Here is a 24,215-nt window from a genome sequence, read left to right on the forward strand (position 1 = left end):
GCTATGAACAGTGATGAATTAAACTTGGGCGTCACCCTTGGGATGGGTAACTCCAAGAAGGAAATTGACGACCTAAACCTACGGGCCAAAGACCTGCGCAAAACACTCTCTGATATTGAAAAATCAGGCGGGAAAGGTTCGGAAAACTGGAAGAAGTACAAAACCGAGCTGAAGGGCGTAGAAGATCAGGCTAAGAATGCCGCCAAGGCCCTCAAGACGATGGACGTGGGTGAAATGACCGTGAAGCAGCTCACCAAGCACGTCAGTGACCTGAAAAAAGAGGTTGCTAATATTCCGCTGGGTATGCTCAAAACCAATGAGGCTGTTAAGCGACTCAAGGAGGCTGAAGCACAGCTTGCTAAAGTAAAGACTGAGGCTGGGCTTATCAAAAAAGGGGCTGAAGATTTGGGAAAACCTACACTTTGGCAGAAGGTAAGCACCGGAGTGACGGGCATAGCTACGGTATTTAAGGCGTTTATTGCGCTTCAGGCGGTGCAGTATGTGATAGGAATCGGCAAGGCCATTTTTGACACGACGGCCAAGTTTGAGGGCTACAATAAATCATTGGCGGCTACGTACCGCGCCACGATGAACAAGACCGAGGCCGAAAAGGCGGCGGCCTCCAGCATGAAGGCGTTGGCGAAGCTGGCCAAGGACTCACCCATGACGCTGGATGAAATTACCAAAGGATACATTGCGCTCGCTAACCGTGGGCTCAGGCCGAGCGAGGAGCAAATGAAGCGCCTGATAGATTTTTCATCCAAGTCCAGGTTATCACTTTCTCAACTCGGGGAGGCCATTCTTGACGTAAACAACAACGAGCGTTGGAGTGAGTTTGGGGTGAAGGTCAAGACCAGCGGCGATAAAATTACGGCCACGATTGGGGGCGTGACGAAGTCGTTTGAACGGACCGAAAAAGGGGCGCTTCAGCTGGCGGTGGAGATGGGCAAACTCCCTGGTACCATGGGCTATGCTTCGCAGCAAATGGACTCACTGAACGGGAAAGTATCCAACATCGACGATGCCATGGATGCCCTGAAGGTGACCATCGGGCAGAAACTGGCACCCGTATTTGTGGCCATCCTGAACACCATTGGTAAGGGCATTGAGTGGCTTCAGAATCTGGTGGAGGCCAGTGACCCCGTGGTGGAGGTATTTCAGGATATGTACGATGCCGTGGGGGATTTGGCGGGCTCGTTTATGACCTATATCCGGACACTGTTTCCCAATTTTAACAGCGGCGGCGTATCCCTTCAGAACGTGATGAAGGGAGTGGCGATGGTATTTAGGGGTATGCTCATGCCCACGCAGATGATGATAGGAGTACTGACGATGGTTTATGATGCAATGGCGGGGCTGGTAGAAGGAGGCAAGGCCGTGGCCAAGGTACTCATGGGCGACTTCAAAGGCGCGGCAGAATCGTTTGAAAAATCAAAGAAGAACTTCACGAATGTAGGCACTCATGCCACCTCTACTTTTGATAAAATCAAAAAAGGGTGGACGGAAACCTTTGTGGACCAACCCAAAAAGGACGAAGCGCAGGCAGTGCTCGCGGCTGAAACCACGGAGAACAAACGCCAAAATGCCCTGACCGAAGAGCAGAAAAAAGCACTGGAGAAGCGGGAAAAAGCGGCCAAAAAAGCCGAGGAAAAACGGCTGAAACAAGAAGCAAAACACCTCGAAGATGTAAAAGATGCCAACGCCAAAGCCCTCGAACTGCTGGAGCAACTCAATGCGGAGCATGACCAGATCGTGGCCGACAGCTCCATCAAAACCGAGGAGGCCAAAATCAATGAAAAGCGCCGCAAACGCCTGAAGGAGGTCAATGACTCACTGGCCGACGAAACCATCAAAGAGCGTGCCCGCGTGGCCATCAACAAAACGGCCGACGCAGACATCGAAAAAGCGAAAGCGGAAGCAAGGGAAAAGCAGAAAAAAGCCGAGGCCGAAGCAGCCCAAAAGCGGGAAGAAGCGGCTAAATTTATCAGAGAGCAGGAAAAAGCGGCCGAAATGGCCCTGCTGGACTGGAAAGAACTCCAAGCCAAAGGCAACGCCAAAAAGCTGCTGGAGGTAGCCAAGGAGCGGCTGGATACCGAGCTGCGCCTAAAACGCGAAGCCCTCAAAGCAGAGCAGGCCGAAGCGGAAGCAAAGGCCAAGCGGGAGATAACGGACACCCAGCAGCTGGAGGCGGCGCTGAAGGCCATCAGAGACCGCTACCGCAACGAGGATGATTTGGCCATGCGGAAGCATACCGACCAAATTCAAAAACTGGAGGAGGAAACCAAGCAGGCCCGAATTCAAAAGTGGAAAGAAGGAAGTGATGGGATAACGGCTCTGCTCAAGGGCGACCTAGTGGGTTTTGTGACCCACATGGGCAACTTAGTGAAGGGAGAAAAGGAGGCTTGGCAAAAGCGGCTTGAAGAGAATATGGCCAAGTATGAGGCCGTGGCACAGATAGCCACCGCTGCCGTAAACTTTCTGAACGATCTGGCCCAACGAAAAGCCCAGCGCGAAATAGAGCTGGCCAAAAAAGAGCGCGACGAGAAAGTGGCCATCCTGACCGAGGGCCTCGAAAAAGAGAAGGCCGAGCTGGAGCGTATCGAAGACGAAAAGCGGGGCGTGAAAGAGCAGGCCGAAGCCAAGGTGCAGGAAATAAAGGCGCAGAGTGAGCAGAATATATCGGCGCTGGAGGCGCAGTACCGGCAGCTGACGAGCGTTGAAAACACCTCCGCCCTCAATGCCCAACTGGAGTCGTATAAAGAAAACGCGGCCGAAAAAGCCGCCGAAGCCAAAGCCAATGCCGACAGCATCATCCAAACCGCGAAGGAAGAAACGGCGGCGCAGATAGAGCTCATCAAAGAGAAAAAACAGGAGGCCATTGAAGCGGCCAACAACGAAAAGCTGGAGAAAATAGATGCGGCCGAGATAGCCCGCGACGCTGAGATAGCTGCCATCAAAATGCGGGCCGATATCGACAGCGCCACCAAGCAAAAGCTGCTGGAGGAAGCCAGAGCGAAGTTTGAAAGCGAAAAGGAGCTGGCCGAAAGCGAAACCAAAACCAAGATCGATCTGGCCACGACTGAAGCCAAATCAAAAATAGATCTGGCCAACAGTACCTTCAAAACCAAGAAGGAGATGGCCGAGCTCCAGCGCGATGCCGAGCTGAAGGCCATCGATGACGTAAAAAAAGGCGACCTCTCGGCGGCGAAGGAAACGCTGGCCAAAGCCAAGCAGGACCAAGCTGAAAAAATACGGTTGGCCAAGGAGGAAAGCAAAATCAAGATTGACGAAGCAGAGAAGGAAAAGCGGGAAAAGCTAAAAAAGCTGGAGCTAGAAAAGCAGACCCGAATCCAAAGCAAAAAGCAGCTTGAAAGCAGCATAGCGGCCGAAGATAAGCGGGCACGTGACCGCGAAGCCGCCGCCAAACGGCAGGCGTGGAAAGCCCAGCAGAAAGCGGATATTGCCTCGGCACTTATCAGCGGAGCACTGGCCACGATCAAAGCCCTGGCTTCGGGATTTTTTCCATTGAACTTAGTCTTTGCGGCCGTGACGGCGGTGATGACGGGCATACAGGTAGCGATGATAAAGCGGCAACCAGAGCCGAGCTTTGCGCACGGGGGCTTTGTGCCACGCGGAGGGCGGCACGGCAGCCGCTACGGTGACGGGGGCATTGCGCTCATTGACCGAAAAACGGGCTCCGAAGTGGGAGAAATGGAAGGTGACGAGGCCATCATATCGAGAGACCAGACCGAGGCCAATATGCCACTGATACAACAGATGTTTCAGAATGCGCGCACTCCCGGGCAGCGCCGCAAGCCCGTTGGCGGGGATTTGCGTGGCCCTGCGTATAGAGATGGAGGAATAGCCGAATCTCCGTACTGGAAACGGGATATGTTTTTGTTTGGCGGTAAGAAAAAGAAAAAAGCGGAGGAAGAAGCAAGGCGGGCCGAGGAGGAAGCGGCCGCGCAGGAGGCAAGCGCTGGCGGGGGCGAATACTCGGCTGATGCGGGTAGCGTAGAAGGGGGAGGTGATGCCGATGCGGCCCACGCTGAAGCCAAAGCGCAGGGAGAAAAGCAGCTCAAGCTACTGGAGGGAATTCAGGAAGAAGGCAAAAAGACCAACGAGCGCCTGATGCTGCTGGCGGCGGGCGTGGGCACAATGAGCAACACCCTCGGCGACAAACTGGGGGGCGTACAGGCGGCGGTCAATGAAGTGAAAGACGCCGTGAATGGCTCAAATCAAGGGGGCAAACTTGATTCGTTGATTGGGGCAATTTCATCGTTCGGGAGAAAGTAATTTTTTGTATTTTCGCCAAAATACGTTTAAAAATGGTCAAAAGAGTTAGACTAAAAGTACCGGTGTACGTTCGTAAATTTATTGAGGGTGAATACGGCTGCGACGATAGGGGCGTGGTGAAAGTAGATAAGAAATCAGAGCTGGGGTGGCTGATTCACGCCATCAGCCGCTCGATCCCTTACAACTACACTTACCCGGAGGTGAAGAAAGGAGAAAACCTGCTGACGATCCAGTACACCACCTACGAGAAAGTGTATGATGTGCCGCCCGATAAACTGGATAGCTTGGCGCGGCAGTTGGATGAGATGTTTAGGTCGGCGCTGATCAATGAAGTACGGGGCAAGCATGAACTGATCGGCGGGGATTATGGGCCGTACGTGACGTGCTTCTTGGAACGCTACGGCATTGACATCGATAACGATGTAAACTGGCAAAGTATGCGCAAGATTTACCGCGATTATCTGGAATCTATTTCTAAAAAAAGGCAGAAAATTTTTGCGGGATAGGGCCAATAAAAACGAGAAAAGGCCACTTTTTTTGAGGAAAGGCCAAAGAAAACAAGAAAGGGCCACCCGTTTGGGTGGTTTTTTTGTGCCTTTTTGCGCCAAAAAAGGCCATTTCTGAATTTCTGAAACGGCCTTGAAAGGCTAAAATTCCGTCCTTTTGAGAAGGGGCGCGGGGCTGTACTTTCGTAGCATGGAAACTACGACTCTGGGAGGCTACGGGCAAATGATGGCTGTCAATTATCCGGTGGGGCTGCGATTGATACCCGCTGATAAATTGGTGATGGTACCGCCTGCGGCGATGGGCGGCAACTGGAGCATAGCGGGCTATGATATGCAGCTGGAAGCGGGGACGGTCTGTACGGATCTGAAGTTTAAGCCTAAGCAGTGCAGTTTTTCGGAAAGCTATACTCGGACCAACGACGGTGGGCTGATCACCAGCGCCATTGAGACGCGGCTGATAAAACCTGACGGCCTGATGATGGCGTGGCTGATGACAGCCGCGCAGATACGGTGGGTGGCGGTGGTACCTCTCCAAACAGAGGAGGTGTTGGTAGTGGGTACGCCTGAGCTGCCGCTCCTGCTCACGTGGGGCAGAGCCAGCGGCAACCACAATGATGTACGCATAAGCCTGAGCGGGCAGGCGTGGCATCCGGCACTCGCCATGACCCGCGCCGATTTTGAAACGCTGGGCGAGGCGGAGTTTACGATTGAGTTTGATTTGAGTTTTAACGCATAAGCCATGACACTGACAGAATTAAAAGCTTGGATAGCTGCCAATGTTTTTACGAGTAATAACCGGTTGAACTCGGCTACCTCCCTACGGGAATTGCTTTATAAGGTATCGGAAGAAACGTACAATAAGGTAGATGAGACATTTGGGTTGGATTTTTTAAAGTCACCCAAAAAAACCTTTAGTACCCCTAAAGGTCTTGAAATGTGGGGTACGAACGGCGCTGTCTTTGGATTGACCAACGATTATCTGGAGGCATCCGTAAAAACTGTGAATGTTGGCGGGGCGGCCCCAGAGATGGAATTTTGGGATGTTTTTGCTAATACAAAATTTAGCTTTCGAGATGGCGTTGCCAGAACAGAACGCTTTCAAATAATGGGTGGCAACGCTTGGTTGCCAGCAAATCTGCACATAGGTGTTGGTACCGACCGTACCAATTACGGCTCTGCACTGTTTGTGAATGGTCATATTCGACAAGGGAATACCTTAGGGAATAAAAAAATATCCCTTTGGGTTGACGCAGAAAATGACCATCAATTCTACGGCTTTGGCCTCAACTCGGCGGTGATGCGGTATCAAGTCGCTACTTTGGGCGCAGACCATATCTTCTATGCTGGAAATGGGGCTCTTTCTTCTAATGAGTTAATGCGTATTCGCGGTAACGGCAATGTTATCGTGGGCGGCTCGGATATTGGAATGGGGAAATTTCAGGTGATGGGTGCGATGTATTCGAGTCTGGGCGTGACAAGTGATGAGATGTTTTATTTGCGAAAAAATGGGTCGACAACGATTTCAAACACCTTCTATCAGCAAAATATCTCGGGCGGTACGACTTATGCGATGAACATGCAGATGACTCCTACGGGCGGAATAGCATTTTGGAATTTCATTGGAGGTGTAGGGTGGGCTAATCGGATGACCATCAAAGATACGGGAGCGGTTCGATTTGTGCCGCTTTCGGCCGCTCCCAGTTCTCCTGAAAATGGTGATACCTACTATGATTCCACCTTAGGAAAACTTAGAGTATATGCCGCTGGAGCATGGGCTAACCTTCATTAATTCTTTTTTCTATCATTATGACTACAATTAACCTCATTCCTGTAGTGATGCCAGCGGTGGTGTCGCTCAATATCCGAACCACTGGAGCGCCATTCTCGAAAGAGGTTGCGCCAGAGACGAAGATGATTTTTCAAGAAATTTTCTACGAGCTGCGAGACGCGAACGGTCGAGTTCGGGAGAGTGGTTTGGCTCCGATTCCCTTTTCGGTATATGCAAAAATATCGGAGTTTGTAGCGGGACAGGTTTCGGAAGAAACGCTGGCTTTCGTTAATCAATTTTTTCAACAGGCTGGCTGGGATAACCTAACGGCCATAAATCCCCCTATCGAAAATGGAGAACAATAAAGAATGTACCACAGTCATAATTTCTCCTGAAGAAAAGCAATTGTTGGGGGCTATTCTTCAAGAGTGTACCCTTAGTCAGCAGCTTTCAATTTCTACTATTTTGGAAAAGGGTGAAAAGCGTGCGAAAGCTAAACTTGAAACTACTGAAAACAATGCCAACGAGGTACCCGGAGATACTTCTGAAAAAACACAATAGCGGTAAATCGGATTGGTGGGAAGTAGTGCAGCCAGTGCGGGTGCGCTGCTCGTTGAATGACTATGGGCGGTTTATGATTCCTGCGGGGTACGTCTCTGACTTTGCCAGTGTGCCGCAGTTGTTCTTTTGGTTGATACCGCCACATGGACGTACCGCCAATGCCTGCGTGGTGCATGATTATTTGTACGAGCATAAGCCAGTGAAGGCTACGCGCAGGGAGGTGGATTTGTTTTGGCGAGAGTTGCTCAAGCAATGCAATGTGCCAGCTTGGCAGGTTTGGATAATGTATGGCTACGTGAGGGCGTTTGGGTGGGTGAATTGGAAGAACTGATTTTGGTGGCGGTCCGCCGCTGCGGGGTAAACATAACAGAAAGCCTGACTGCGATGCGGTTGGGCTTTTTTCGTCCTTTTAGCTTGGAAAATGGGGCTTCATCTTCGTAGCGTGAAATTTTATTACGAGAATGAAACCAATTATTGCGCATGTAATCGGAGAACACCTACAGAGCTTTAACAGTGTGGCGGGGCAGGGACCGACTTGGGCCGACCCGCTGCGGGTGACGGGACTGGTGCTTCAGGGATTGACCCGGGAGCAGTCCTGGAATCAGTACTTTACGGAGTATTATTCGACCAACCAAAAAGTACTGGTGTTGCCCATCGAGGGGCCGCTCTCACGGGCAGGATACTACACGCCCGGCTATGAGTGGCTGGCGGCGCTGCTCAACAGTGCCGCTCAGGACGAGCGGTACGTAGGAGCTGTACTGAAAACCAACACCGGTGGCGGCACAGCCGATGGCGCGCCCATCTTGGCGGCGGCCGTGGAGAATTTCCCCAAACCTATTCTGAACTGGACCAACTACTGCGCCAGCGCGGGGGTACTCGTAACGGCCCATGCCGATGAGCAATGGATGGAAGACAGCAGCACCTCCCAAATGGGGAGTGTGGGTACGATCCTGTTTTATCAAAACTATGCCGAAAGCCTCAAGCAACAGGGTATCAAGTGGGAGATAATCCGGGCGCAAAAATCGCCAGATAAAGCCCGAATCAACCCACTGGAAGAGCTCACCACCGAAGCCCGGGCGGAGCTTCAGGCGGTGGTAGATGCGGCTCAGAAGGAGTTTGAGGGCATCGTAAAGCGCGGCCGCATGGGCAAGGTAAAATCGGAGGCCCTGACTGGTAAGATGTTTGGCCCGAAAGACGCCATAGCGGTGGGCTTGGCCGACCGCACGGGCAGCTTGGCGCAGGCCATCAACCGAGTGGCCACACTTGCCAAAGGCACAAAATAAGCAATCACCAATTTTTATTATAAAACCATGAATAAGAACAAGAAGTCTGTTTTGGAAGTGATGTTTGGAGGCCTACACAAAAAAATCTCGGAGGCCCTAACACCTGAAGAATACACCGAGCTGACGCACAAAGCAGCGACGCTCTCGCAGGAGGAGACGCTAGAGGCAGTGCAGGCGACGACGGGCATTGGCGCGGTGGCTGGTGTAGGCACAACAGCAGCAGCCCAAACTGCGGCCCAAACTGCAACCCCACCCGCTCCGACTACTTCTGCGGCACCCGCTCCACAGGCGGCGGCTGAAGCGGCTCCCACTCAGAGCGCTGACCCTATGCAGGCGCTGATGGGGGCAGTCCAGGCGTTGACGCAGAAAGTGGACGGCATAGCCACGAAGCAGGCGACGTACGAAAGTTATTTTAAGACGGCCCAGAATGCGGGCGTGGCGCTACCGGGAGCCGATGCCTCCAGTCGTGGCCAGCAGTCATTGGCCAATGTAGCCGCCGACTCGCCGATGGGCGTGGCCGCCGAGATCTGGAAGCGCAACAACCCTCAAGGCTAAGCGTGCTTAAAACGTTTCAATTTTTCACCTATTAACAGCCGCAAGGGCGGTAAGATTTAAAAAAAATGAGCCTTATAGCTAACAACCTAGTTAACTCAGTGAAGTTTGACAACTTGCCTACTGAGCTTGCTGAAACCATCAGCAACACGCCCGAAATCATGAACACTTACTTGGCCGATGGCTGGGGGAAAATCCGTGATGATTTTGAAGTGCGTGAGCAGGACGACCGCACACCGCTGCTGTCGATGGAAGTAATGGACATCATGCGCGTGGCCAGCGATGATTTTGATCCTTCGGCGGATGCCGTAAAGTTTGGGGCTCGTTTGCCGACTTTTAACGACATCGACATTGACTTGTCGCTTCGTCGGAGCGACCTGATCAATTTTTACCGCACGTATCTCAAAAACGTGATTGGCTTCAAGAACCTGAACGATTTGATCGCTAACCCGTGGCCGTTGTTTTTTGCGGAGCAGATTTTGAACAAAGCGGGGCGTGATTTGGCGTACAACTCTACTTTCAGAGGCGTGAAAAACCCTGCTGGAAGTGGTTCGTTGACGGTGATGAACGGTCTTTTGTACAAGTTTGCCGAAGGGCGTGGCGTGGGTGGTGATATCCCTACGGGTAACATCCTGACCAATGCACTGACGGGGGTGGAGTTTGATGCGGATGTGTACGATCAGGCCAATGCGCTGGCGCAGCTTACGGAGCTTAATCCGGATATTGCGGGGCGGCCAATGAAGATCTACATGTCGCCAGTGACTTACCGATTGTATAAAGAAACCCGTAGAGCTAAATCGCCCAACACGATTTCATTGAGTGAGCAGCCGACGGTGTTGGATGATTTTCCTAACATCAGCATCAAGATTGAGCTTGGCCTTAGCAACAAGCGCTTCATGTTTATCAGCTTGCCGAAGAACTTGTTTTTCGTGTTGAACGAAAACTACCAGAATTTCAACGCCAAGATGGTCGAGAACGTGAAGGGCTGGGAAACCAACTTTATGTTTTCGGCGGATGTGAACTACGGCGTAGGGAAGTATCTGTTTATGAACACCCGCACTGACTAATCATCGGGGCAAAACACAAAGTAGGGTGGGCGCAATGCCCACTCAGTTTTTACACTTTTTTTTAACAATCAATTATTGACCGCAATGAAAAAATTAGGGATTTTTTTAGGATTAGCCTTGGCCATGGTGTTGGCCTACGTGGTTGGTACCGACGTGTTGGGTGATGAGACGGGCTTGGGCCTGACGGCTCCGACGTTGGCCTTTACGGCGTTGGTGGGGGTGAAGCGTAAGTACCAGAAGCCGGAGCTTGGAGGCTCGAAGCGCCTTTATATCATTTTTACGGATGACCTTGAGAGCGAACCCGTCAACTACGATATGCTGGTGACGAATGGAGAGCTGGCAGGCGTAGGGGCTATCCCTTTAAAAGCCACCAAAAAGGCGATTGAAGTGGAAGCTTGGTATGATACGACGAAGTGGGATTTTGAGATGAAACCCGGGGCGGGCTTTACGCAGGGTTTTGAGTTTAAGATATTGGGTGTCAACAAGGATAATGTAAAGTTTGTGACACGCCTGTATGAAGTACCGGTCAATCTGGTCATTGAAGGCAATGATGGCTCTCGCTACTACCTTGGCCAGAAATACGTGCCCTTCATGCTCGAGGCGGTGGGTGCTTCTCCTGAAAAAGGGAATGCTCGTAAGGATATTACAATCCGTGCGAAAAACGACGGACTCACTACGATGCCCGTGCCAATGGCCGACGACGTGACCTTCTTGGTGGAGGCGCTTGTATAATTTCACTTAGGCGCAGTTTGGTGGTGAAAACGGGCCAAACTGCGCTTTTTTTCTGTTAAATCATGCTCAAAGTAAAAAAGGCTTTTGTCGGCACCAAGGTAGTGGCTGGCAAAGATAAATCGGTGGTACTGACCCCTGACACTCCCCAGAGCGATCTGGAGTGGGTGTATGGTTTGGGGGAAAACTACCAGGCTTTTTTTGAAGCCAAGGCGGAGCCCGCTGCCGTAGTGGAAACGGAAGTCAAACCTAAAAATTTAAAATCTTAATGGAACATATCCAACGACTGGAAGGAAATGTGCAGCTGGCGCAGATGCGTCATGATGCCATCGGCAGCGAAGTGACGGCCGCCTTACTTAAGCAGGCCAAAGAAGCGCTCGAAGCCGCCAAAGGTGAAGAAGTAGCCGAGCCGGTGAAAGAGCCAGCAAATGACCCTAAAAAAGCAGAGCCAAAAGCTGCGCCCAAAAAGGAAACGAAAGCTCCTGTAAAGAAGCAGCCTGAGCCAGAAAAACCCGAAGAAAAGGGTGAGGCCAGCGCTGATCAGAAGGCTGAAGGTGCTGACGAAAAACCAGCTGAAAACGCGGCAAATGCCGAAGAAGACGCAAAAAAAAACGAGACGGAGTAGCAACTAATCTGGCTCTAAACGAGTACGAGCAGCTTCTTGTGCAGGCCGACCGCCTGCATCAGGAAGCTGCTCTTTTATCGAATGAGCTGCACACTTTCAGGGATGATGACGTGGCGGGGGTGAAGCCCATCATCGAGAAGATCCTGGACCTGCGCAAAGGCTGGAAGGCAATCAGGCTGAGGGTGGAGCATTTTCAGAAGTTTGGGCGGTTTCCGGAGGCGCAACCCAAGAAAATTTCCCCTGAAGTATCGGGCTCGGAAGCGGAGCTGCGCGTGGAGCTTCAGCGCATCAACGTCAACATAGTGAAATATACCAAGAAGCTCGCCGATAACCCAGACCACAAAAAAGCCTCCGCATGGGAGGAGGAATTGGCCCGCATGAAGGCCCATAAAATGGATTTACAGGCTCAAATCACCAGAATTAAGTATGAGACAACACAATAAATACCTTGAGAAAGTCTACCAAGAAATGGACGTTTATCGAAAGCACCTGCTAAACGGGGATGAACTCACGCCCACGCAGGAGGAGACTTTTGAAAAGCTGGACATTTGCCGGGCGTGGCTTAAAGATGGCTACTCGGATACGGAAGTGATCAGGATGCTCAAGAACCACCCCACGAGCAAGGTGATGGAGCGCCGGGCCCGCGAGATATTGGCGATGAGTTATGAGGTGTTTGCGGAGCTGCGCCAGCTGCGCAACCGCGACGGCATCAAGTACATTTATGCCGAGCAGTTTAGAGGCGCGGCCAAGATGGTGATGGAAAAAATCGGTGAGCTTATTGGGGCCCCACTGAGTGAGGACATGGATTTTTTGGGCGTAAAGATGAACATCGACACCTCTACCATCAAAGAAGTGGCCATGCTCCTGAAGGAATACCGAGGCCTGATGAAAGAAGCGGCGACCATCGACGGCGCTTATGATACCTCGCGCATGGTAGGTGATAAGAAAAAGCCGACGAAAATCGTGGTAAAACGCAGAACGACGGTGGTGAATGGGAATGTAACGAAGGACCAAATAGACGAGGAGGCCGAATATGAGCAACTGGATTGACGATGATACGGTGGAGTTTGAACTGAATGACAAGCAGGCGGACTTCATCGAAGGGGTATTTTATAACCTCACCGCAAAAGGCGTAAAGACGGCGGGGATCGTGGGCGGGATTGGATCGGGGAAGTCGTTTGTGATGGGCTTCGCTATCCTTTGCTCCAAGGAGGATTTGCCGATGGCTAAGGGGCAATTTGCCTGTAATACGGTGAAGCAGTTTAAGCGGAGTATTTTTCCGGGGGTGAAGTCGGTATGGCGTGAGCATTTTAACCTCATACCGTACAACTTCGCCACGGGAGAGGGCGATTATTGCCTATGGAAAGAACCGCCGCCCGATTGGGACCGCCCATGGCAAGAGCCTGACGATTGGGAAAACTGTATTTCGTTTCCCAACGGGTGGGTGATGGAGGTCTGCGGCTACAAACTGAACGCAGATTTGCACCGGGGGAGAAACGATGATTTTGCCTTTATGGATGAGGCGCTTTTATTTAAAAGGGAATGGCTGAAGATTTTGGAGGGACGCCTGCGGGCCAACGTTGGAAAGTTTGAATCTAACTGGCACCATCTTTTCGCTTTTTTTTCCAGCCCATCTTACGGGAGCGGCGGCGACTGGATGTATGAAATCGAAAAATTAATGGCCTCCGAAAGTGACCGTTATTATTTTACGACGATAACGACCCGGGATAATGTGCTGTTTTTGCCGCCCAATTTTATTGAAAACCTCAAGAAAAAACTCCTGAAGATTGAATACGAAGTGGAGGTGAATGGAAAGCGAATTTCCCGCCTTCCAAACTGCTATTATCCTGCCTTTGATTATGAGCGCCATACTGATTTGGATGAGGAGGAGCTTTATGACCCCAACCAGGAGCTGGTTACGGTAGTGGATTTTAATGCGCACTTTACGAGCTGTACCAACTGGCAGCATAACCCAAACACCCACCTGCACAGGATGGCGTTTGACCAGTTTGTGAAAGAGCCCGATAATGACAAGACCATGGCCCAAACGTTGGCCATCCAACTACGCAAAGAGCTCGAAAGAAGGAAGCACCGTAAAAGACGTATAATCATAACGGGTGACCGTAACGGGAACAATAAATCGGCGGGTTCGGTAAAAAAAGCGGATGGTAGTTGGGAGACTTTTTTCAGTCAATTTGGGGAAGAATTCTCCGACCATGGGTGGGATGTAGTAGTAGTGCCCATTAATTATAACCCACCTAAAGATGAGGTATATACCCTAATGAAGGATATACTATCAGAGGACAGTGATGTAGTACCTACGGTGTTCCGCTTCAGTAAGACGTATGGCCGTAGTACCACCACGTCCATACAGATGGCCCCCATCACAGGCGACTACAACAAGGACAAGGGCAGTGAGAAGAAAGCAACCACCAACCAAGAGAACGCCACTCACCTCAGTGACACCGTCGACTACTATGCGGTCTACATATCGAAGCCACACCTTGCTTACGCTTACGGATCTTTCGATATGGAGTTCATGTAAAGCCCTTTCAGATATTCGCCAATTCCAAAATGGAAATTTCCAAAATGTTAAAGGGCGGGCTTCAGAGAGGGATTTCTGTGGCAAAAATTATAATCACCACTGACAACGCACTGTCTATCTGGCGGTTGTCAGTGGTGATTTTCGAAAAAGGGTGCAACTTTTTTAACTGCCTAATAATCAGGCTTCATTTTGAGAATGAATGTACCAATTCAAAGCACGTTTTAGCGTATAACTAAAGCGGTCAGGGACTTGTGAAAACTCATTCAAAAAATGCACGACTTCAAGGCAAATCAGGAGATCTTTCAGGTAAAAGAAATTGGTATGGTTAACCGTGTCAGTAAATTGCTCAAGTGCAGTTAAATCGTTGAAACGGTGTATTGTTGCAACGAACGCAGGATATTGAGTATGTACAATGTAGGTTATGCCTGGTGAAGCGCCTTCATTATGAGTGATTAGGAATTTGGGGATTACTTTCATCGCGTGGACGCCGCGCGAAGTGAAGAAAATGCACCTTTTCTGAATCATTGACAGGGGCCTGAATTACATACAGATGCTCTTCATTACCAAACTCTGTTATGAAAAAAGGGAACAACAGATTTTCTCTTATGTAGATGGGAATGTGGCGGTTCTGCCATTTCGTTCCCCTCTGCATGATTGCGGCCAAGTGCTTTCTCCCAAGCTCCTTCCCGCGTGCGAATTCATTTTGCATATTTTAATCCGTTTTTATTCTGCTGGGTCCGCAGTGATACAAACGTACAATTTTTAGCCTGAAAAACGGGCGTTTTTTTGTCCTTTTGCGGTGAAAGTTTGTAGGGGATTTTCGTGGCTGGATATACAACAAAACCACAGCTATGAAACCAGAGCTTAAAACTCCAATTACTTATTACGGCGGTAAGCAACAAATGCTGAATGCCATCCTCCCCAAAATCCCTCCTCAGCACAAGCTGTATGTCGAGCCATTTTTTGGTGGCGGTGCCGTGTTTTTTGCCAAAGTGCCTTCCGAAGCGGAGGTTGTAAATGATATTAGCCACCGCCTGATGACCTTTTATCGAGCATTGAAGTACGATTTTGCCGATTTGAGAGAGAAAGTTGATGAAACATTCCATTCCAGAGCGCAGCATAAAGACTCGGGCGAGGAATACGATGCTGGAAAGGAGCTAGTCAAAGACCCATTGGCCATGGCTTGGGCGGTATGGGTTCAGGCAAACATGTCATTTGGCTCCCAGATTGGGAGCGGGTTTGGCTACGATCGAAGCGGCAAGTGCGCACTGAAACTCCATAACAAGAAGAATGCCTTCACGGATGCCTTCCAGCTACGCATGAAAAAGGTGACCATTGAGTGTTACGATGTACTGAAGGTAATTAAAGCCTACGACACGCCCGACACGTTCTTTTATCTGGACCCGCCGTATGTGAGTTCAAACCAAGGCAATTATGCGGGCTATACTGAAGAAAATTTTCGACAGTTGCTGGAGGCCTGCGCATCGATGCAGGGAAAATTCCTACTCTCAAGCTATCCTGAAAAAATCTTGGCCGATTATCGGAAGCGCTGCGGCTGGAAGGTGGAAGACCACGAGAAAACTCTGGCTGTGGATGGACGACGAAAGGAGGCCAAAAAGAAGATTGAATGCCTTACTTGGAATTATTAAATTAACAAGGCCTCCATATCGGAGGCCTTGTTAGTAATCTCGCAACCCGCTTATTGGTTTGATCCAATAAAAGCAGAAAAACGAGAGGGTTGAATGCGAAGTGTATCGGGAGAAGTAGAATCCTTCGTTTTAGCAACACGTATAAAGGTCAACATAAAATCCCCTTCTACATACCCTGTAGCCTTATCTACCTTGGTCACCCGAATGTATTGCTTCTCACTGGGAAGAATGTGGTATGTATCTTTTCCTGTGTCAAATTCACTTGTAAAAAATATAGCCTGCGGAATCGTATCAGGACGGCAGGGAGTTTTAAAAACCTCTGCGAATTTATATTCTCCCGTTCTGATCGGAATTGCACCAAGATAAATACTCTCAAAGGGATACTTTTTGTACTCTTCTAGGTCATAAAAATGAGAAATGGACAATGTAAAGTAATTTTTGTAGAGTGTATCTAAGGGCGCCATCCAGCATGAGGCACAAACTGTACGTGTGGCTACAACAACCCCGTTAGATAATGTTTGATTCCAAGGTTTGCCATCCATGAAAATTTGAGAGAAATTGCGTGGTATAGGTTCCGCTTCTTCTTCCTTCTCTTTTTTGCACCCCACCAGACAAAGAACACAGACCCAACTCAGCACGAATGTCGAGGTTGTTTTAGAAGGTTTCATGGTATTATTTTTCAATGATTAATTTTTCCCGTTTTACAGAACTAAGCACCTGATGGCTCCTCTGTACGGTCATGGGTTAAATAATGAACCCCGCTTGGGTAGTTTTTATTACTCAGGGTATGTATAATTTTCTCTTAATGGAATGGGCGGCCCTGCTTGAAGCTCACCCTGAATGCGTGTTTGATGCCTGACTCGAAGGCTGCGGCCTGTGGTTTCAAATGCGCGGTTTACGAGGCTTTCGGTGGTAGTTAAGTTGCTTATTTTCATGTCTTTGTGCGTTTTTTTGGTAGGACAAACAACGCACAACTTCTCGCCACAAGCAAGTCCTTTCCCATGTTTATTCGCTCTTTTTTGGGGGAGTGAGCTTCTTCCCTCAAGCTGCGGGAGGGGCCAAGAAAAATAGGCTTAATTAGACTTATTGTATCCCATTCTGAACACTTCAGATACCGTTTGATAACTATTTTGTGGAATTGACGTAGAAAAAATGAATGTTTGCCTTTATTATAGATAAAAAAAACGAGGTTCTCCACTGTTAAGTTAAATGGCGGTTATCCTCCGTTTTGGTGTTATATACGCCATGATGATGTAGGCATCATTACATAAAAAGAACGAAACAAAATAGAAACATTATGGCATCAAAAGTATTTATCAGTTGGAGTGGAGAACTAAGTAAAAAATTGGCAGAGGAAGTTAGACTTTGGCTTCCTGGGGTCTTACAATTTGTTAAACCCTACTTCACACCAAATGATATCGAAAAAGGAACACGTTGGTCCACAGAAATTGCATCTGAGTTGGAAAGTTCAAATGCTGGAATAATTTGTTTGACAAAAGACAACTTAAATAAACCTTGGATACTTTTTGAAGCGGGAGCCCTTTCGAAGAATTTTGGAAAGGCAAATGTCTGCACAATTTTATTCAACCTAGATAGTGTTGACTTTACAGGACCTTTAACCAGTTTTCAAGCAACAAAATTTGACAAAACCGATTTCAAGAAGCTTTTGACAACCATTAATAATACTGGTGGAGAATCAAAACTTGAATCTGCTGTTTTGAATGACGTTTTTGAGATGTGGTGGCCTAAATTGGAGACTAAAATAAACGACATTTTAAGTTCACACGTTAATGAAGGCGAAGATAATTTGAGAAGTGAAAGAGAAATATTAGAGGAAGTTTTAGAACTTACTAGAATGAATGCCAAGAGACTGCCGAGACAAGGTGAAGTTTCTAGAGAAACCGTACATAGACTTTTGGAAATTATACAAGAAATGCAGTATCGTATGATGAAAATATCTGGTGGAAAAGAATCAATGATATTTTTTGAAGAAATGAGAATGTCGATAAAAAGACTTTGTATGGAGTTAGATTCTCCAGAGCTTTATGAAAGATTTATGATTCGGAACGAAAAATTCTTCAATGAGAAATACTTAATTGAAAGTGATGAGAAGAAATAACAAACACCTAAACGCTGTTTTGCAAAAGCGGGTGCCTAGTGCTTCTATTACAGTTAAGTGCAAAATCCAAGGTTTGTATATATTAATGAAGCTTAATGCTGTAAATCCCCTTCTTCTCAAAGCGGCAAAACAGTAGCATCTACTATAAATGAGCACAGCAATAACATTAGAAAGTAACCCAATCGAGAAAGACTACGAAGATTACATCTGCGCATACTTTCAAAGCGGTGGACTTTATGTTGAGAAATCAATAATATATAGAGAAACAGAAGAAATTCTAGAATTAGACATAATATTTACAGATTTCGACAGAGATAATGTTACTCGAAAACTTGTAGAGATTAAGTCGGGTAATTGGGGATTTAGTGAGATTTTCAAGGTCAAGGGATGGTTGGTCTATCTCAAAATGGAAGATGGATTATTTATCATTAAAAGAACTAAAGACTCTGTTGACTATTTTAAAAGAAAAGCATCTGATTTATCTATTGAACTTATCGACAACTCAGACCTTTCTAAGACTAATGAATGTTTAGGTAAGTTTCTACATCAACCCGCTGAGGAAAAGGAAATTGAAACCCTAAGATTCTCGTATTTACTAGAAAGAAAACTACTAAAACAAATTAAAGACTTAAAGAAGAAATACCCAGAAAATGAAGGTTTTAAAAATCTTGACGACTACTTTTTCAAAATTAATAGCGGTACTTTTTTCTCCAATAGTCCTGTTAGACGTATTAAACAACTATTCGAAACATATATTAAATACAAAAACATAACTGCCAAGATTTGCCATGAGCTTGAATCCGGAGAATATGATGAAGGGGTAGAAGAATTATCAAGTGAGTGTTTTAAATCACTCTTTTATAAAGCAGAGAATTCACCACTTCAAATTGCTCTTTATATTGAACATATGGCTCGTTTGACCATTTTGAAATCTTGTACAGAACATCTACTAAGGAACCACAAAGGAACATTTTGGGAAGATAAATTTTCAGAAAGTTTGGACTACTTAAGTATACCGCAAACAATTAAGTCTGGACTTGAAGTCTTAGTAAAAGAACCCTTTTTTCACCGATATCCAGTGTTTTGGCAATTCTTTACCTATGTAATGGGTGGATTTATTTTAACAGATTTGAAAGATAAAGAGTATTCTTACATTTCTGAAAATACTGGTATTCCAGTAGAAGAAATACCAAATGCCTTTGAAAGTTTTAATAAGTTATTTCCAAAATCAGGTGGATGGATGTTTACTATGCCAAGGTCTAACATTATATGGCATAGGTTTTTTCCAATTCCATTTAGTGGAATTGGAGCAAATCATAGACGATTTATTCATCTACAAGAGTTTACTGAAGAAAACAAGACTTATGAAGAGTTGGCGAAATTGATTAACGGGCAAAAGACAATGACTGATATCATAAAATGGAATAATCTTGGATATGAAATATTAAAATAACAAATGCTAACTGCACCTACCCAAAAGCGGCGGTTCAGTGGTTAAATCAAGCTTTGTGCATCTATCAAAGTTTGTGCTTGGTTGATAGTGAATTGCTTCGAAATCGCCCCCTTTGGGTAGCTGCAAAACGTTAAGAGCAACCTTAAAAAAACGATACAGACAATGACAACAAAGAAAATATTCGGATACATTTTTATAGTTCTAGCTTTTATATTGACTCTTGCAATAGTTGGACAGCTTCCTCAACTTTTTGCGGCTATCTTTGGGTTCTTCAAAATTTTTACAGGAAAATTTGACACATATCAAATAGGACTAGTTACAGGAAATTTTGCGTATTGGATATTTCATTTTAGTGTAACAATAGCCCTTTGGATTTATGGAAGTCGATGGATTAAAAAGCAACAAAATAAAACGACTATTGAATGAGATTATCAAATTTATCTTATTTAATTTGACAGTATTGACAACTGCTTGCAATGAAATATCACCTGCGAGTTTTTGGACTAAATATCAAAAGGACTTAATAAGGCTTTGTTGCATAGATACCCAATAAAATACAGCATTGCATAGGGTTGTATCATTAGAATAGTATTTGGCGTGGCCAGCTCATCGCTGGCCACGCTTGGTTATTAATATGGGTGATTGACGTGATCTTCTTTGTGGTCTTTATGCTCAACGCTGGGAACTCCCTCCAGCTGGAGCACTTCCTCCACGGGAGCACTGGGGCGGTGGAAGGGGTACTTCTGATAAAATGACTCTACTGCTTGCTCTGCGCGGGTAACCTCGCGGCCGAGATGATCCTGTGGATTGTTGACGATGTGCTGAGCCTGATTGAAGGCCTTCAGATCGCGGCGATAGTGGTGAACGGCCTCTACGTTGTCGCGGATTTCGTTCATGGCTTGGAGCATGTCGGTGCCTTCGGGTACTTCGGCGATGAGGCCGATTTTTTCGTTTTCGTAGTTGCCCAACGAGAAGGTCTTGGAATACTCAATGCGGGTGTACTTGACGTTGTTTGCCATTGGGAAAATAGTTTAAAGTGGTAAAAAATTACGATTAGTGAGTTGTCGGTGGATCTGCCCGAGCACGATCTGGAGCTGGGCAGGGATGACGGTGTTGGTCATTTCCGTGACCAGGATACGCGCTACGCTCAGGGGGATTTCTACTGACTTGGGGATTTTGGCCGAGCCGTACTCTATCCGGAGGCTGCGGGCCCCAAACTTATACGCGTACCATTCCGCCAATATCAGGTGGGAGTTGGAAGCCGCTCCCTGAAGCTTCTTTACATTTAGGCAGATATCGATGAGGTAATCCCGTAGCAAAACCGCTTCTATGGGGTAGAGCTTGATGCTGATGGGTTCAATTAAAATGCTTCTATTGAGCTCTGCCAAGGTGATGGTATTCATTTTGTAGAAATTTGAGCGTTGACGGAGATCCGTTTGGGCTCCTACGCATGCCAGTGCGTAGGAGCTTTTGGTTTTAGAGGCCATGGAAACGGCCGTTTTCGTAGCGGCCTATTTCGAGAAAACCTCCTTCATCGTCTCGGCGGTCGCGGTCGTAGAAGATGGCCAAGTGTACCTGAAACGACCTCCACTCTAGGAGCATGCCTTTTAGCTTGTTGAGGGCCGTAATCTCCGACCGGTAGGGCAGGGAGTACTTGACGGTGGTTTCGCCTTGCTTGCCCAAGATCCACGTTTTGAATTTTGCTTGGCTGACAATCCATTCGGGCATTTGTGCCATAGTGGTAAATGTTATGAGGGTTTGAAATGAGTAAGCACTTGAGTGTCAAACCGGTCGAGCAGCTCAGAGCTGTTGAAGCGCCTTAGGCGGTTGCGCCAGTAGGTATAGAGCTGCGTTTGGGTCATGACTCCGCCGCCTTTGAGGCCCCTTGGTGCTTTTTTTGCCAAGATAGAGTGGATGGCCCGCGTGAGGTGGTCATTCTGGATGCGGCGCTGGCGGCGGGAATCGGCTTCTTCGAGCCACTTGGCGGCCCAGAAAAAGGAGCCGCGCTGGTTGTTTTTGACTTCTTTGCGGTACTGCTCCCGGCTAAAATACAACACAGGTGGTAAGAAGCCAGTCCAGTGGTTTTTGCGGGCGTAGGCTATGGCCAAATTTAGCTGCTGGAGGGTGCGCTGGTAGGCATCCACGGCGGCAGGGATGGTATCTACGTGGTTGAAGTGACCAAATACATCTCTCCAGAGTAAGTTCAAGATGCGGGAGGTATGCTGCGGTGAGAAGTACTCATCGGGCCACATTTGGGGCTGAATGTACTCCCAGAGGGCTTGGGTGAGCTCCATTTTCTTGGTTTTGAGCTCATCAGGTGGGCTAGTGGGAGCCTCGGCGGGTCTTACTCCGCCGGTGGTGGCTCCCGTTCTGCCTTCCTTATCGTGTCGGGGTATGCCTAGGCGCTCGGCGGCGCGGTCGCCTAAGGTACGCGGGCTGGCCGGCGCGCCCCCAGTTTTTCCTGTGTCATTGGAAGTCTCAGGAAACTTGCCCTGAGGTGGGGTGTTGCTGACTTCCTTTCCTGTGTTTCCTGTGTTATCACTATCACAACGTGGTAACTGTGGATCATTTGCCCGAAAATCTGACTTATCCACCAAATCCACAGTTTCCACACCGCTATTAGTAGAGATTATAGAACTTTCCTGTGTTTCATAGGAACTTATAGGCGGCAAATTTTGCCACCCATGCAGGGGAAGGGGCTTGGTGGTAGCCACAAATTTTTGCAGATTTTGGATGGTCGGCGCCTGAAAATTATCACCAAAAACAAACCACGGGTGCAGCTGTAGCTCAAAGTCGTTTTGGCGGCCGTGGAGGTCTTTGACCAATATCCCCGCCCGAATAAGCAGCTGAATATGGTTATAGACACTCCTGCCCGAGCACTTGATGAGCTTGGATAGCTCCGTGCGGTTGGTACGGATGGTGGGGAGCTGGTCAGAATCTGCCCAGCCGGGGAGAGCTACCACGCGGCGGGTTTCGTTGATATACAGCTCAGCAATGGTGCGCAGGGCGGCATACCTGCTTTTGGTGATCTGATGCGCCTTGGTGTCTTGGGCTTCGTTGAAGTCCCTAACGTGCCGCGCTATACGCTTGTATATGGGGCGATCTGTGATTAGCATTTTTGGTATTTATTTGATTTTTCCCGCCGGACACTCACTCCGGCCAAACGGCCGGGGGAGTATGTCCATTCCTAAACCCTTTACTCTAACCTACTAATGAATGTCCGGGCGGTGATTTTATGGCTTGTGTTTTGACTTGTAAGGCTCGGTTCGGGTGAGCCATGGCCACATGACCGTAAAGAGTATGAGCCAAATGAGGATGTCGCTGTTCATGGTTCTGACTGCACGGCGGCGGGTTGAGGGTAGCGTTGAATGACTTCTTCAAACACATCTTTCATATCGGCATGGCCCTTGACATGTGCATCTACGTTTTCGGAGGCGTATTTTAGGGCTTTTGCTTCTAAAGTAGAGCCTGTATCGGCGATACGAATCATGGTCTGGAGATAGCGAATCATGAGCATTGCATCAGGATGATCTTTCATGGTTTTGAGGTCTTTGAGCGAATGATGGTTTTAATGATCCAATAGGCCAGTGCGGCGGGCGGGCCAAAAAGCAGGCCGAAAATGGCAGTGGCTTCCAGCCAAAAACGAGCTTCGGGGTTCAGCATGGCCGTGAGTGGGTTAGACAATAACTAACCAGCCGTGCGCCATGCACACGCGCTATCTGATACACGCGTGCTGCAGTGGCGGCGGAGCCAAACAGTTGGCCTTCTATGGGGTACGCAGTTCCGATGAGGCGGTATGTGAGCGTTTTCATGGGCTAGGCTCTTGAGCGTTTGGTTGCGGTTTTCATCAACGGGCTGAGCGAAGCCTGCACCAGGCCTCGGGCCTTTACTTCAGCATCAAGCTCAGCCGCCTGAAAGAGCACCACTTTCTCTATTTTGTGGTAGCTGAGCCAGCCATCGGCGCGCCATTTGCGGAGCGTGCTCACACTTACTTTGAGACGGTCGGCGGCTTCTTCTTCGCTGAGCCATACGGAGGCGTTCATTGCCGCCAAGATTTTGTCGTTTTGCTCCTGTATGGTTTGGAGTAGTTCGAGCTGGTCTTGGGGCAGGCTCAGCGCAATGGTGGTAGGCGAGGGGGTAAGGTTGCCGGCGCTCATACGATGGGAGGGTTTTGGATACCGGCAAGTTTCTCCAGGGCGAGTACTACGCGCTCTAGGCGGTCGGCGCTGGCTCTGCGAGTAGAAGATACCGCCGAGGCCGCGCCATGCATCCAATCGGCACCCACTTTGGTATTAAAAAACGCATCCGCTTCCGATAGCTGCTTGCGCCAATCGGCTCCTACTTTATCGCGGGCATAGATGAAGCGATCTACCAGCCTATCCTGTATGGGCTTCAATGCCGTTTGCTCAATACTTTTTGCGATGACTTCCATAGTATCGTATATTGCACAATGTTAAAATGACGTGACAAATATATATAGGTTAAACCTATAAAATCAAGGTAAAACTTATATTTTTTTACCAATGAATACCTTTTCGAAAAATTTAAGGAGATTGATGGCTGCTAAAAACTTGAATCAGAGCGATTTAGCAGGATTGTTGGGGATTAAGCAGCCCTCTGTGTCAGATTGGTTAAAAAACGGGGCTATACCTAAGGGGAAAAGATTAACGCAATTGGCGGAAGTACTCGGAGTTTCGGTAAATGAACTTTTTGTTGAAGAAATCATCCAAAAGGCTTCTGAAGAACAAAGCAAAGATGATAGGATTCGTGAGCTTGAACAGCAGCTACTCAAGACCACCCAAGAACTTCTGGAGTACAAGACCCGTGAAAACGAAAGGCTAAAAAATAATCCAATTGTTCCTGCTGGGCAATAATAATTAGGGGTAGGCACAATAATATCCCTACCTATTACCTAATCGGTATATTTTGATAATCTTCAACATGTAGGGCATTTAGATTGAGACACAAGGAGCGTGTTTAGGTAACCTTATGAGGTTACTACATACAGCTGTGGTATATGGAAATTTATTTGTAAATATCTGATTATCAGTGGCAACTACCG

The 24,215-nt window shown here is 48.0% G+C and carries 33 protein-coding genes; 21 read left to right on the forward strand and 12 right to left on the reverse strand.

The window, feature by feature from the left end; all coding sequences use genetic code 11:
* Positions 1-3: 3 nt before the first annotated feature.
* From DR864_RS27280 to DR864_RS27350, 16 genes are all read left to right on the forward strand, one after another.
* Positions 4-4,296: a hypothetical protein gene (locus tag DR864_RS27280; protein WP_114069935.1), complete on the forward strand. Its 4,293-nt coding sequence runs from the start codon at positions 4-6 to the stop codon at positions 4,294-4,296.
* A 32-nt stretch (positions 4,297-4,328) separates the two neighbouring features.
* A complete protein-coding gene (locus tag DR864_RS27285; RefSeq protein WP_114069936.1) occupies positions 4,329-4,802 on the forward strand; it encodes a hypothetical protein in 474 nt (157 codons plus the stop codon).
* A 190-nt stretch (positions 4,803-4,992) separates the two neighbouring features.
* Positions 4,993-5,538, forward strand: a complete 546-nt coding sequence (locus DR864_RS27290) for a hypothetical protein (protein WP_114069937.1) — start codon at positions 4,993-4,995, stop codon at positions 5,536-5,538.
* Positions 5,539-5,541: 3 nt separating this feature from the next.
* Entirely contained in the window at positions 5,542-6,591 is a 1,050-nt protein-coding gene (locus tag DR864_RS27295; protein ID WP_114069938.1) for a hypothetical protein, read from the forward strand.
* Positions 6,592-6,608: 17 nt separating this feature from the next.
* The gene (locus DR864_RS27300; RefSeq protein WP_114069939.1) at positions 6,609-6,935 is read left to right on the forward strand and encodes a hypothetical protein; all 327 of its coding nucleotides are present in this window, start codon (positions 6,609-6,611) and stop codon (positions 6,933-6,935) included.
* The gene (locus DR864_RS29965) at positions 6,922-7,131 is read left to right on the forward strand and encodes a hypothetical protein (RefSeq protein ID WP_162794175.1); all 210 of its coding nucleotides are present in this window, start codon (positions 6,922-6,924) and stop codon (positions 7,129-7,131) included. Before DR864_RS27300 ends, DR864_RS29965 begins: the two co-directional genes overlap by 14 nt.
* The gene (locus tag DR864_RS27305; RefSeq protein WP_162794178.1) at positions 7,088-7,462 is read left to right on the forward strand and encodes a DUF1353 domain-containing protein; all 375 of its coding nucleotides are present in this window, start codon (positions 7,088-7,090) and stop codon (positions 7,460-7,462) included. Before DR864_RS29965 ends, DR864_RS27305 begins: the two co-directional genes overlap by 44 nt.
* A gap of 130 nt (positions 7,463-7,592) precedes the next feature.
* Positions 7,593-8,414 carry a S49 family peptidase gene (locus tag DR864_RS27310; RefSeq protein ID WP_114069941.1) on the forward strand — a complete coding sequence of 274 codons (822 nt, stop codon included), beginning with the start codon at positions 7,593-7,595 and terminating at the stop codon, positions 8,412-8,414.
* 27 nt (positions 8,415-8,441) lie between these two features.
* Positions 8,442-8,969, forward strand: a complete 528-nt coding sequence (locus tag DR864_RS27315) for a hypothetical protein (protein WP_114069942.1) — start codon at positions 8,442-8,444, stop codon at positions 8,967-8,969.
* Between the two features lie 98 nt (positions 8,970-9,067).
* On the forward strand, positions 9,068-10,033 hold the full coding sequence (locus tag DR864_RS27320; protein ID WP_162794179.1) for a hypothetical protein: 966 nt from the start codon (positions 9,068-9,070) through the stop codon (positions 10,031-10,033).
* An 84-nt stretch (positions 10,034-10,117) separates the two neighbouring features.
* Entirely contained in the window at positions 10,118-10,765 is a 648-nt protein-coding gene (locus DR864_RS27325; protein ID WP_114069944.1) for a hypothetical protein, read from the forward strand.
* Between the two features lie 62 nt (positions 10,766-10,827).
* Positions 10,828-11,031 (forward strand): hypothetical protein, encoded by a 204-nt coding sequence (locus DR864_RS27330; RefSeq protein ID WP_114069945.1) that lies wholly within the window; start codon positions 10,828-10,830, stop codon positions 11,029-11,031.
* Positions 11,031-11,387 carry a hypothetical protein gene (locus tag DR864_RS27335; RefSeq protein ID WP_114069946.1) on the forward strand — a complete coding sequence of 119 codons (357 nt, stop codon included), beginning with the start codon at positions 11,031-11,033 and terminating at the stop codon, positions 11,385-11,387. The genes DR864_RS27330 and DR864_RS27335 overlap by 1 nt, the downstream gene beginning before the upstream one ends.
* Positions 11,388-11,425: 38 nt before the next feature.
* Positions 11,426-11,830 (forward strand): hypothetical protein, encoded by a 405-nt coding sequence (locus DR864_RS27340; RefSeq protein ID WP_114069947.1) that lies wholly within the window; start codon positions 11,426-11,428, stop codon positions 11,828-11,830.
* On the forward strand, positions 11,814-12,437 hold the full coding sequence (locus tag DR864_RS27345) for a hypothetical protein (RefSeq protein ID WP_114069948.1): 624 nt from the start codon (positions 11,814-11,816) through the stop codon (positions 12,435-12,437). Before DR864_RS27340 ends, DR864_RS27345 begins: the two co-directional genes overlap by 17 nt.
* The gene (locus DR864_RS27350) at positions 12,421-13,932 is read left to right on the forward strand and encodes a hypothetical protein (RefSeq protein WP_114069949.1); all 1,512 of its coding nucleotides are present in this window, start codon (positions 12,421-12,423) and stop codon (positions 13,930-13,932) included. Before DR864_RS27345 ends, DR864_RS27350 begins: the two co-directional genes overlap by 17 nt.
* A 177-nt stretch (positions 13,933-14,109) precedes the next feature.
* Here the strand turns inward: DR864_RS27350 and DR864_RS27355 are convergent, their stop codons facing one another.
* The gene (locus DR864_RS27355) at positions 14,110-14,409 is read right to left on the reverse strand and encodes a hypothetical protein (RefSeq protein WP_114069950.1); all 300 of its coding nucleotides are present in this window, start codon (positions 14,407-14,409) and stop codon (positions 14,110-14,112) included.
* A 374-nt stretch (positions 14,410-14,783) separates the two neighbouring features.
* Here DR864_RS27355 and DR864_RS27365 point away from each other — a divergent pair, with 374 nt between their 5' ends.
* Positions 14,784-15,581 (forward strand): DNA adenine methylase, encoded by a 798-nt coding sequence (locus DR864_RS27365; protein WP_114069952.1) that lies wholly within the window; start codon positions 14,784-14,786, stop codon positions 15,579-15,581.
* A gap of 50 nt (positions 15,582-15,631) precedes the next feature.
* On the opposite strand, the gene DR864_RS27370 is transcribed toward DR864_RS27365, so the two are convergent.
* Complete coding sequence (locus DR864_RS27370) at positions 15,632-16,249, reverse strand: hypothetical protein (RefSeq protein WP_114069953.1); 618 nt, start codon at positions 16,247-16,249, stop codon at positions 15,632-15,634.
* Positions 16,250-16,357: 108 nt separating this feature from the next.
* The gene (locus tag DR864_RS29970; protein WP_162794181.1) at positions 16,358-16,516 is read right to left on the reverse strand and encodes a hypothetical protein; all 159 of its coding nucleotides are present in this window, start codon (positions 16,514-16,516) and stop codon (positions 16,358-16,360) included.
* Between the two features lie 362 nt (positions 16,517-16,878).
* Here DR864_RS29970 and DR864_RS27375 point away from each other — a divergent pair, with 362 nt between their 5' ends.
* The 3 genes from DR864_RS27375 (at position 16,879) to DR864_RS27385 (ending at position 19,579) form a co-directional block, all read left to right on the forward strand.
* Complete coding sequence (locus tag DR864_RS27375) at positions 16,879-17,700, forward strand: toll/interleukin-1 receptor domain-containing protein (protein ID WP_114069954.1); 822 nt, start codon at positions 16,879-16,881, stop codon at positions 17,698-17,700.
* 148 nt (positions 17,701-17,848) lie between these two features.
* Positions 17,849-19,153: a hypothetical protein gene (locus DR864_RS27380; RefSeq protein WP_114069955.1), complete on the forward strand. Its 1,305-nt coding sequence runs from the start codon at positions 17,849-17,851 to the stop codon at positions 19,151-19,153.
* A gap of 162 nt (positions 19,154-19,315) precedes the next feature.
* Positions 19,316-19,579 carry a hypothetical protein gene (locus DR864_RS27385; RefSeq protein ID WP_114069956.1) on the forward strand — a complete coding sequence of 88 codons (264 nt, stop codon included), beginning with the start codon at positions 19,316-19,318 and terminating at the stop codon, positions 19,577-19,579.
* A gap of 203 nt (positions 19,580-19,782) precedes the next feature.
* Here the strand turns inward: DR864_RS27385 and DR864_RS27390 are convergent, their stop codons facing one another.
* From DR864_RS27390 to DR864_RS27420, 9 genes are all read right to left on the reverse strand, one after another.
* Positions 19,783-20,172 (reverse strand): hypothetical protein, encoded by a 390-nt coding sequence (locus DR864_RS27390; protein ID WP_114069957.1) that lies wholly within the window; start codon positions 20,170-20,172, stop codon positions 19,783-19,785.
* A 12-nt stretch (positions 20,173-20,184) separates the two neighbouring features.
* On the reverse strand, positions 20,185-20,640 hold the full coding sequence (locus tag DR864_RS27395; protein WP_114069958.1) for a hypothetical protein: 456 nt from the start codon (positions 20,638-20,640) through the stop codon (positions 20,185-20,187).
* Positions 20,630-20,890, reverse strand: a complete 261-nt coding sequence (locus tag DR864_RS27400) for a hypothetical protein (protein ID WP_114069959.1) — start codon at positions 20,888-20,890, stop codon at positions 20,630-20,632. Before DR864_RS27400 ends, DR864_RS27395 begins: the two co-directional genes overlap by 11 nt.
* An 11-nt stretch (positions 20,891-20,901) precedes the next feature.
* Complete coding sequence (locus DR864_RS27405) at positions 20,902-22,269, reverse strand: hypothetical protein (RefSeq protein ID WP_114069960.1); 1,368 nt, start codon at positions 22,267-22,269, stop codon at positions 20,902-20,904.
* A 209-nt stretch (positions 22,270-22,478) separates the two neighbouring features.
* Complete coding sequence (locus DR864_RS27410; RefSeq protein WP_114069961.1) at positions 22,479-22,691, reverse strand: hypothetical protein; 213 nt, start codon at positions 22,689-22,691, stop codon at positions 22,479-22,481.
* On the reverse strand, positions 22,688-22,816 hold the full coding sequence (locus DR864_RS30405; protein ID WP_262510922.1) for a hypothetical protein: 129 nt from the start codon (positions 22,814-22,816) through the stop codon (positions 22,688-22,690). Before DR864_RS30405 ends, DR864_RS27410 begins: the two co-directional genes overlap by 4 nt.
* Positions 22,810-22,965 carry a hypothetical protein gene (locus DR864_RS29975; protein ID WP_162794183.1) on the reverse strand — a complete coding sequence of 52 codons (156 nt, stop codon included), beginning with the start codon at positions 22,963-22,965 and terminating at the stop codon, positions 22,810-22,812. The genes DR864_RS30405 and DR864_RS29975 overlap by 7 nt, the downstream gene beginning before the upstream one ends.
* A 3-nt stretch (positions 22,966-22,968) precedes the next feature.
* Complete coding sequence (locus tag DR864_RS27415) at positions 22,969-23,310, reverse strand: helix-turn-helix domain-containing protein (protein ID WP_114069962.1); 342 nt, start codon at positions 23,308-23,310, stop codon at positions 22,969-22,971.
* Entirely contained in the window at positions 23,307-23,585 is a 279-nt protein-coding gene (locus DR864_RS27420; RefSeq protein ID WP_114069963.1) for a hypothetical protein, read from the reverse strand. The genes DR864_RS27415 and DR864_RS27420 overlap by 4 nt, the downstream gene beginning before the upstream one ends.
* Positions 23,586-23,676: 91 nt before the next feature.
* Here DR864_RS27420 and DR864_RS27425 point away from each other — a divergent pair, with 91 nt between their 5' ends.
* Positions 23,677-24,027, forward strand: a complete 351-nt coding sequence (locus tag DR864_RS27425) for a helix-turn-helix domain-containing protein (RefSeq protein WP_114069964.1) — start codon at positions 23,677-23,679, stop codon at positions 24,025-24,027.
* Positions 24,028-24,215: the final 188 nt, after the last annotated feature.

The organism is Runella rosea (assembly GCF_003325355.1).
In the GTDB taxonomy this organism is placed as follows: Bacteria; Bacteroidota; Bacteroidia; order Cytophagales; family Spirosomataceae; genus Runella; species Runella rosea.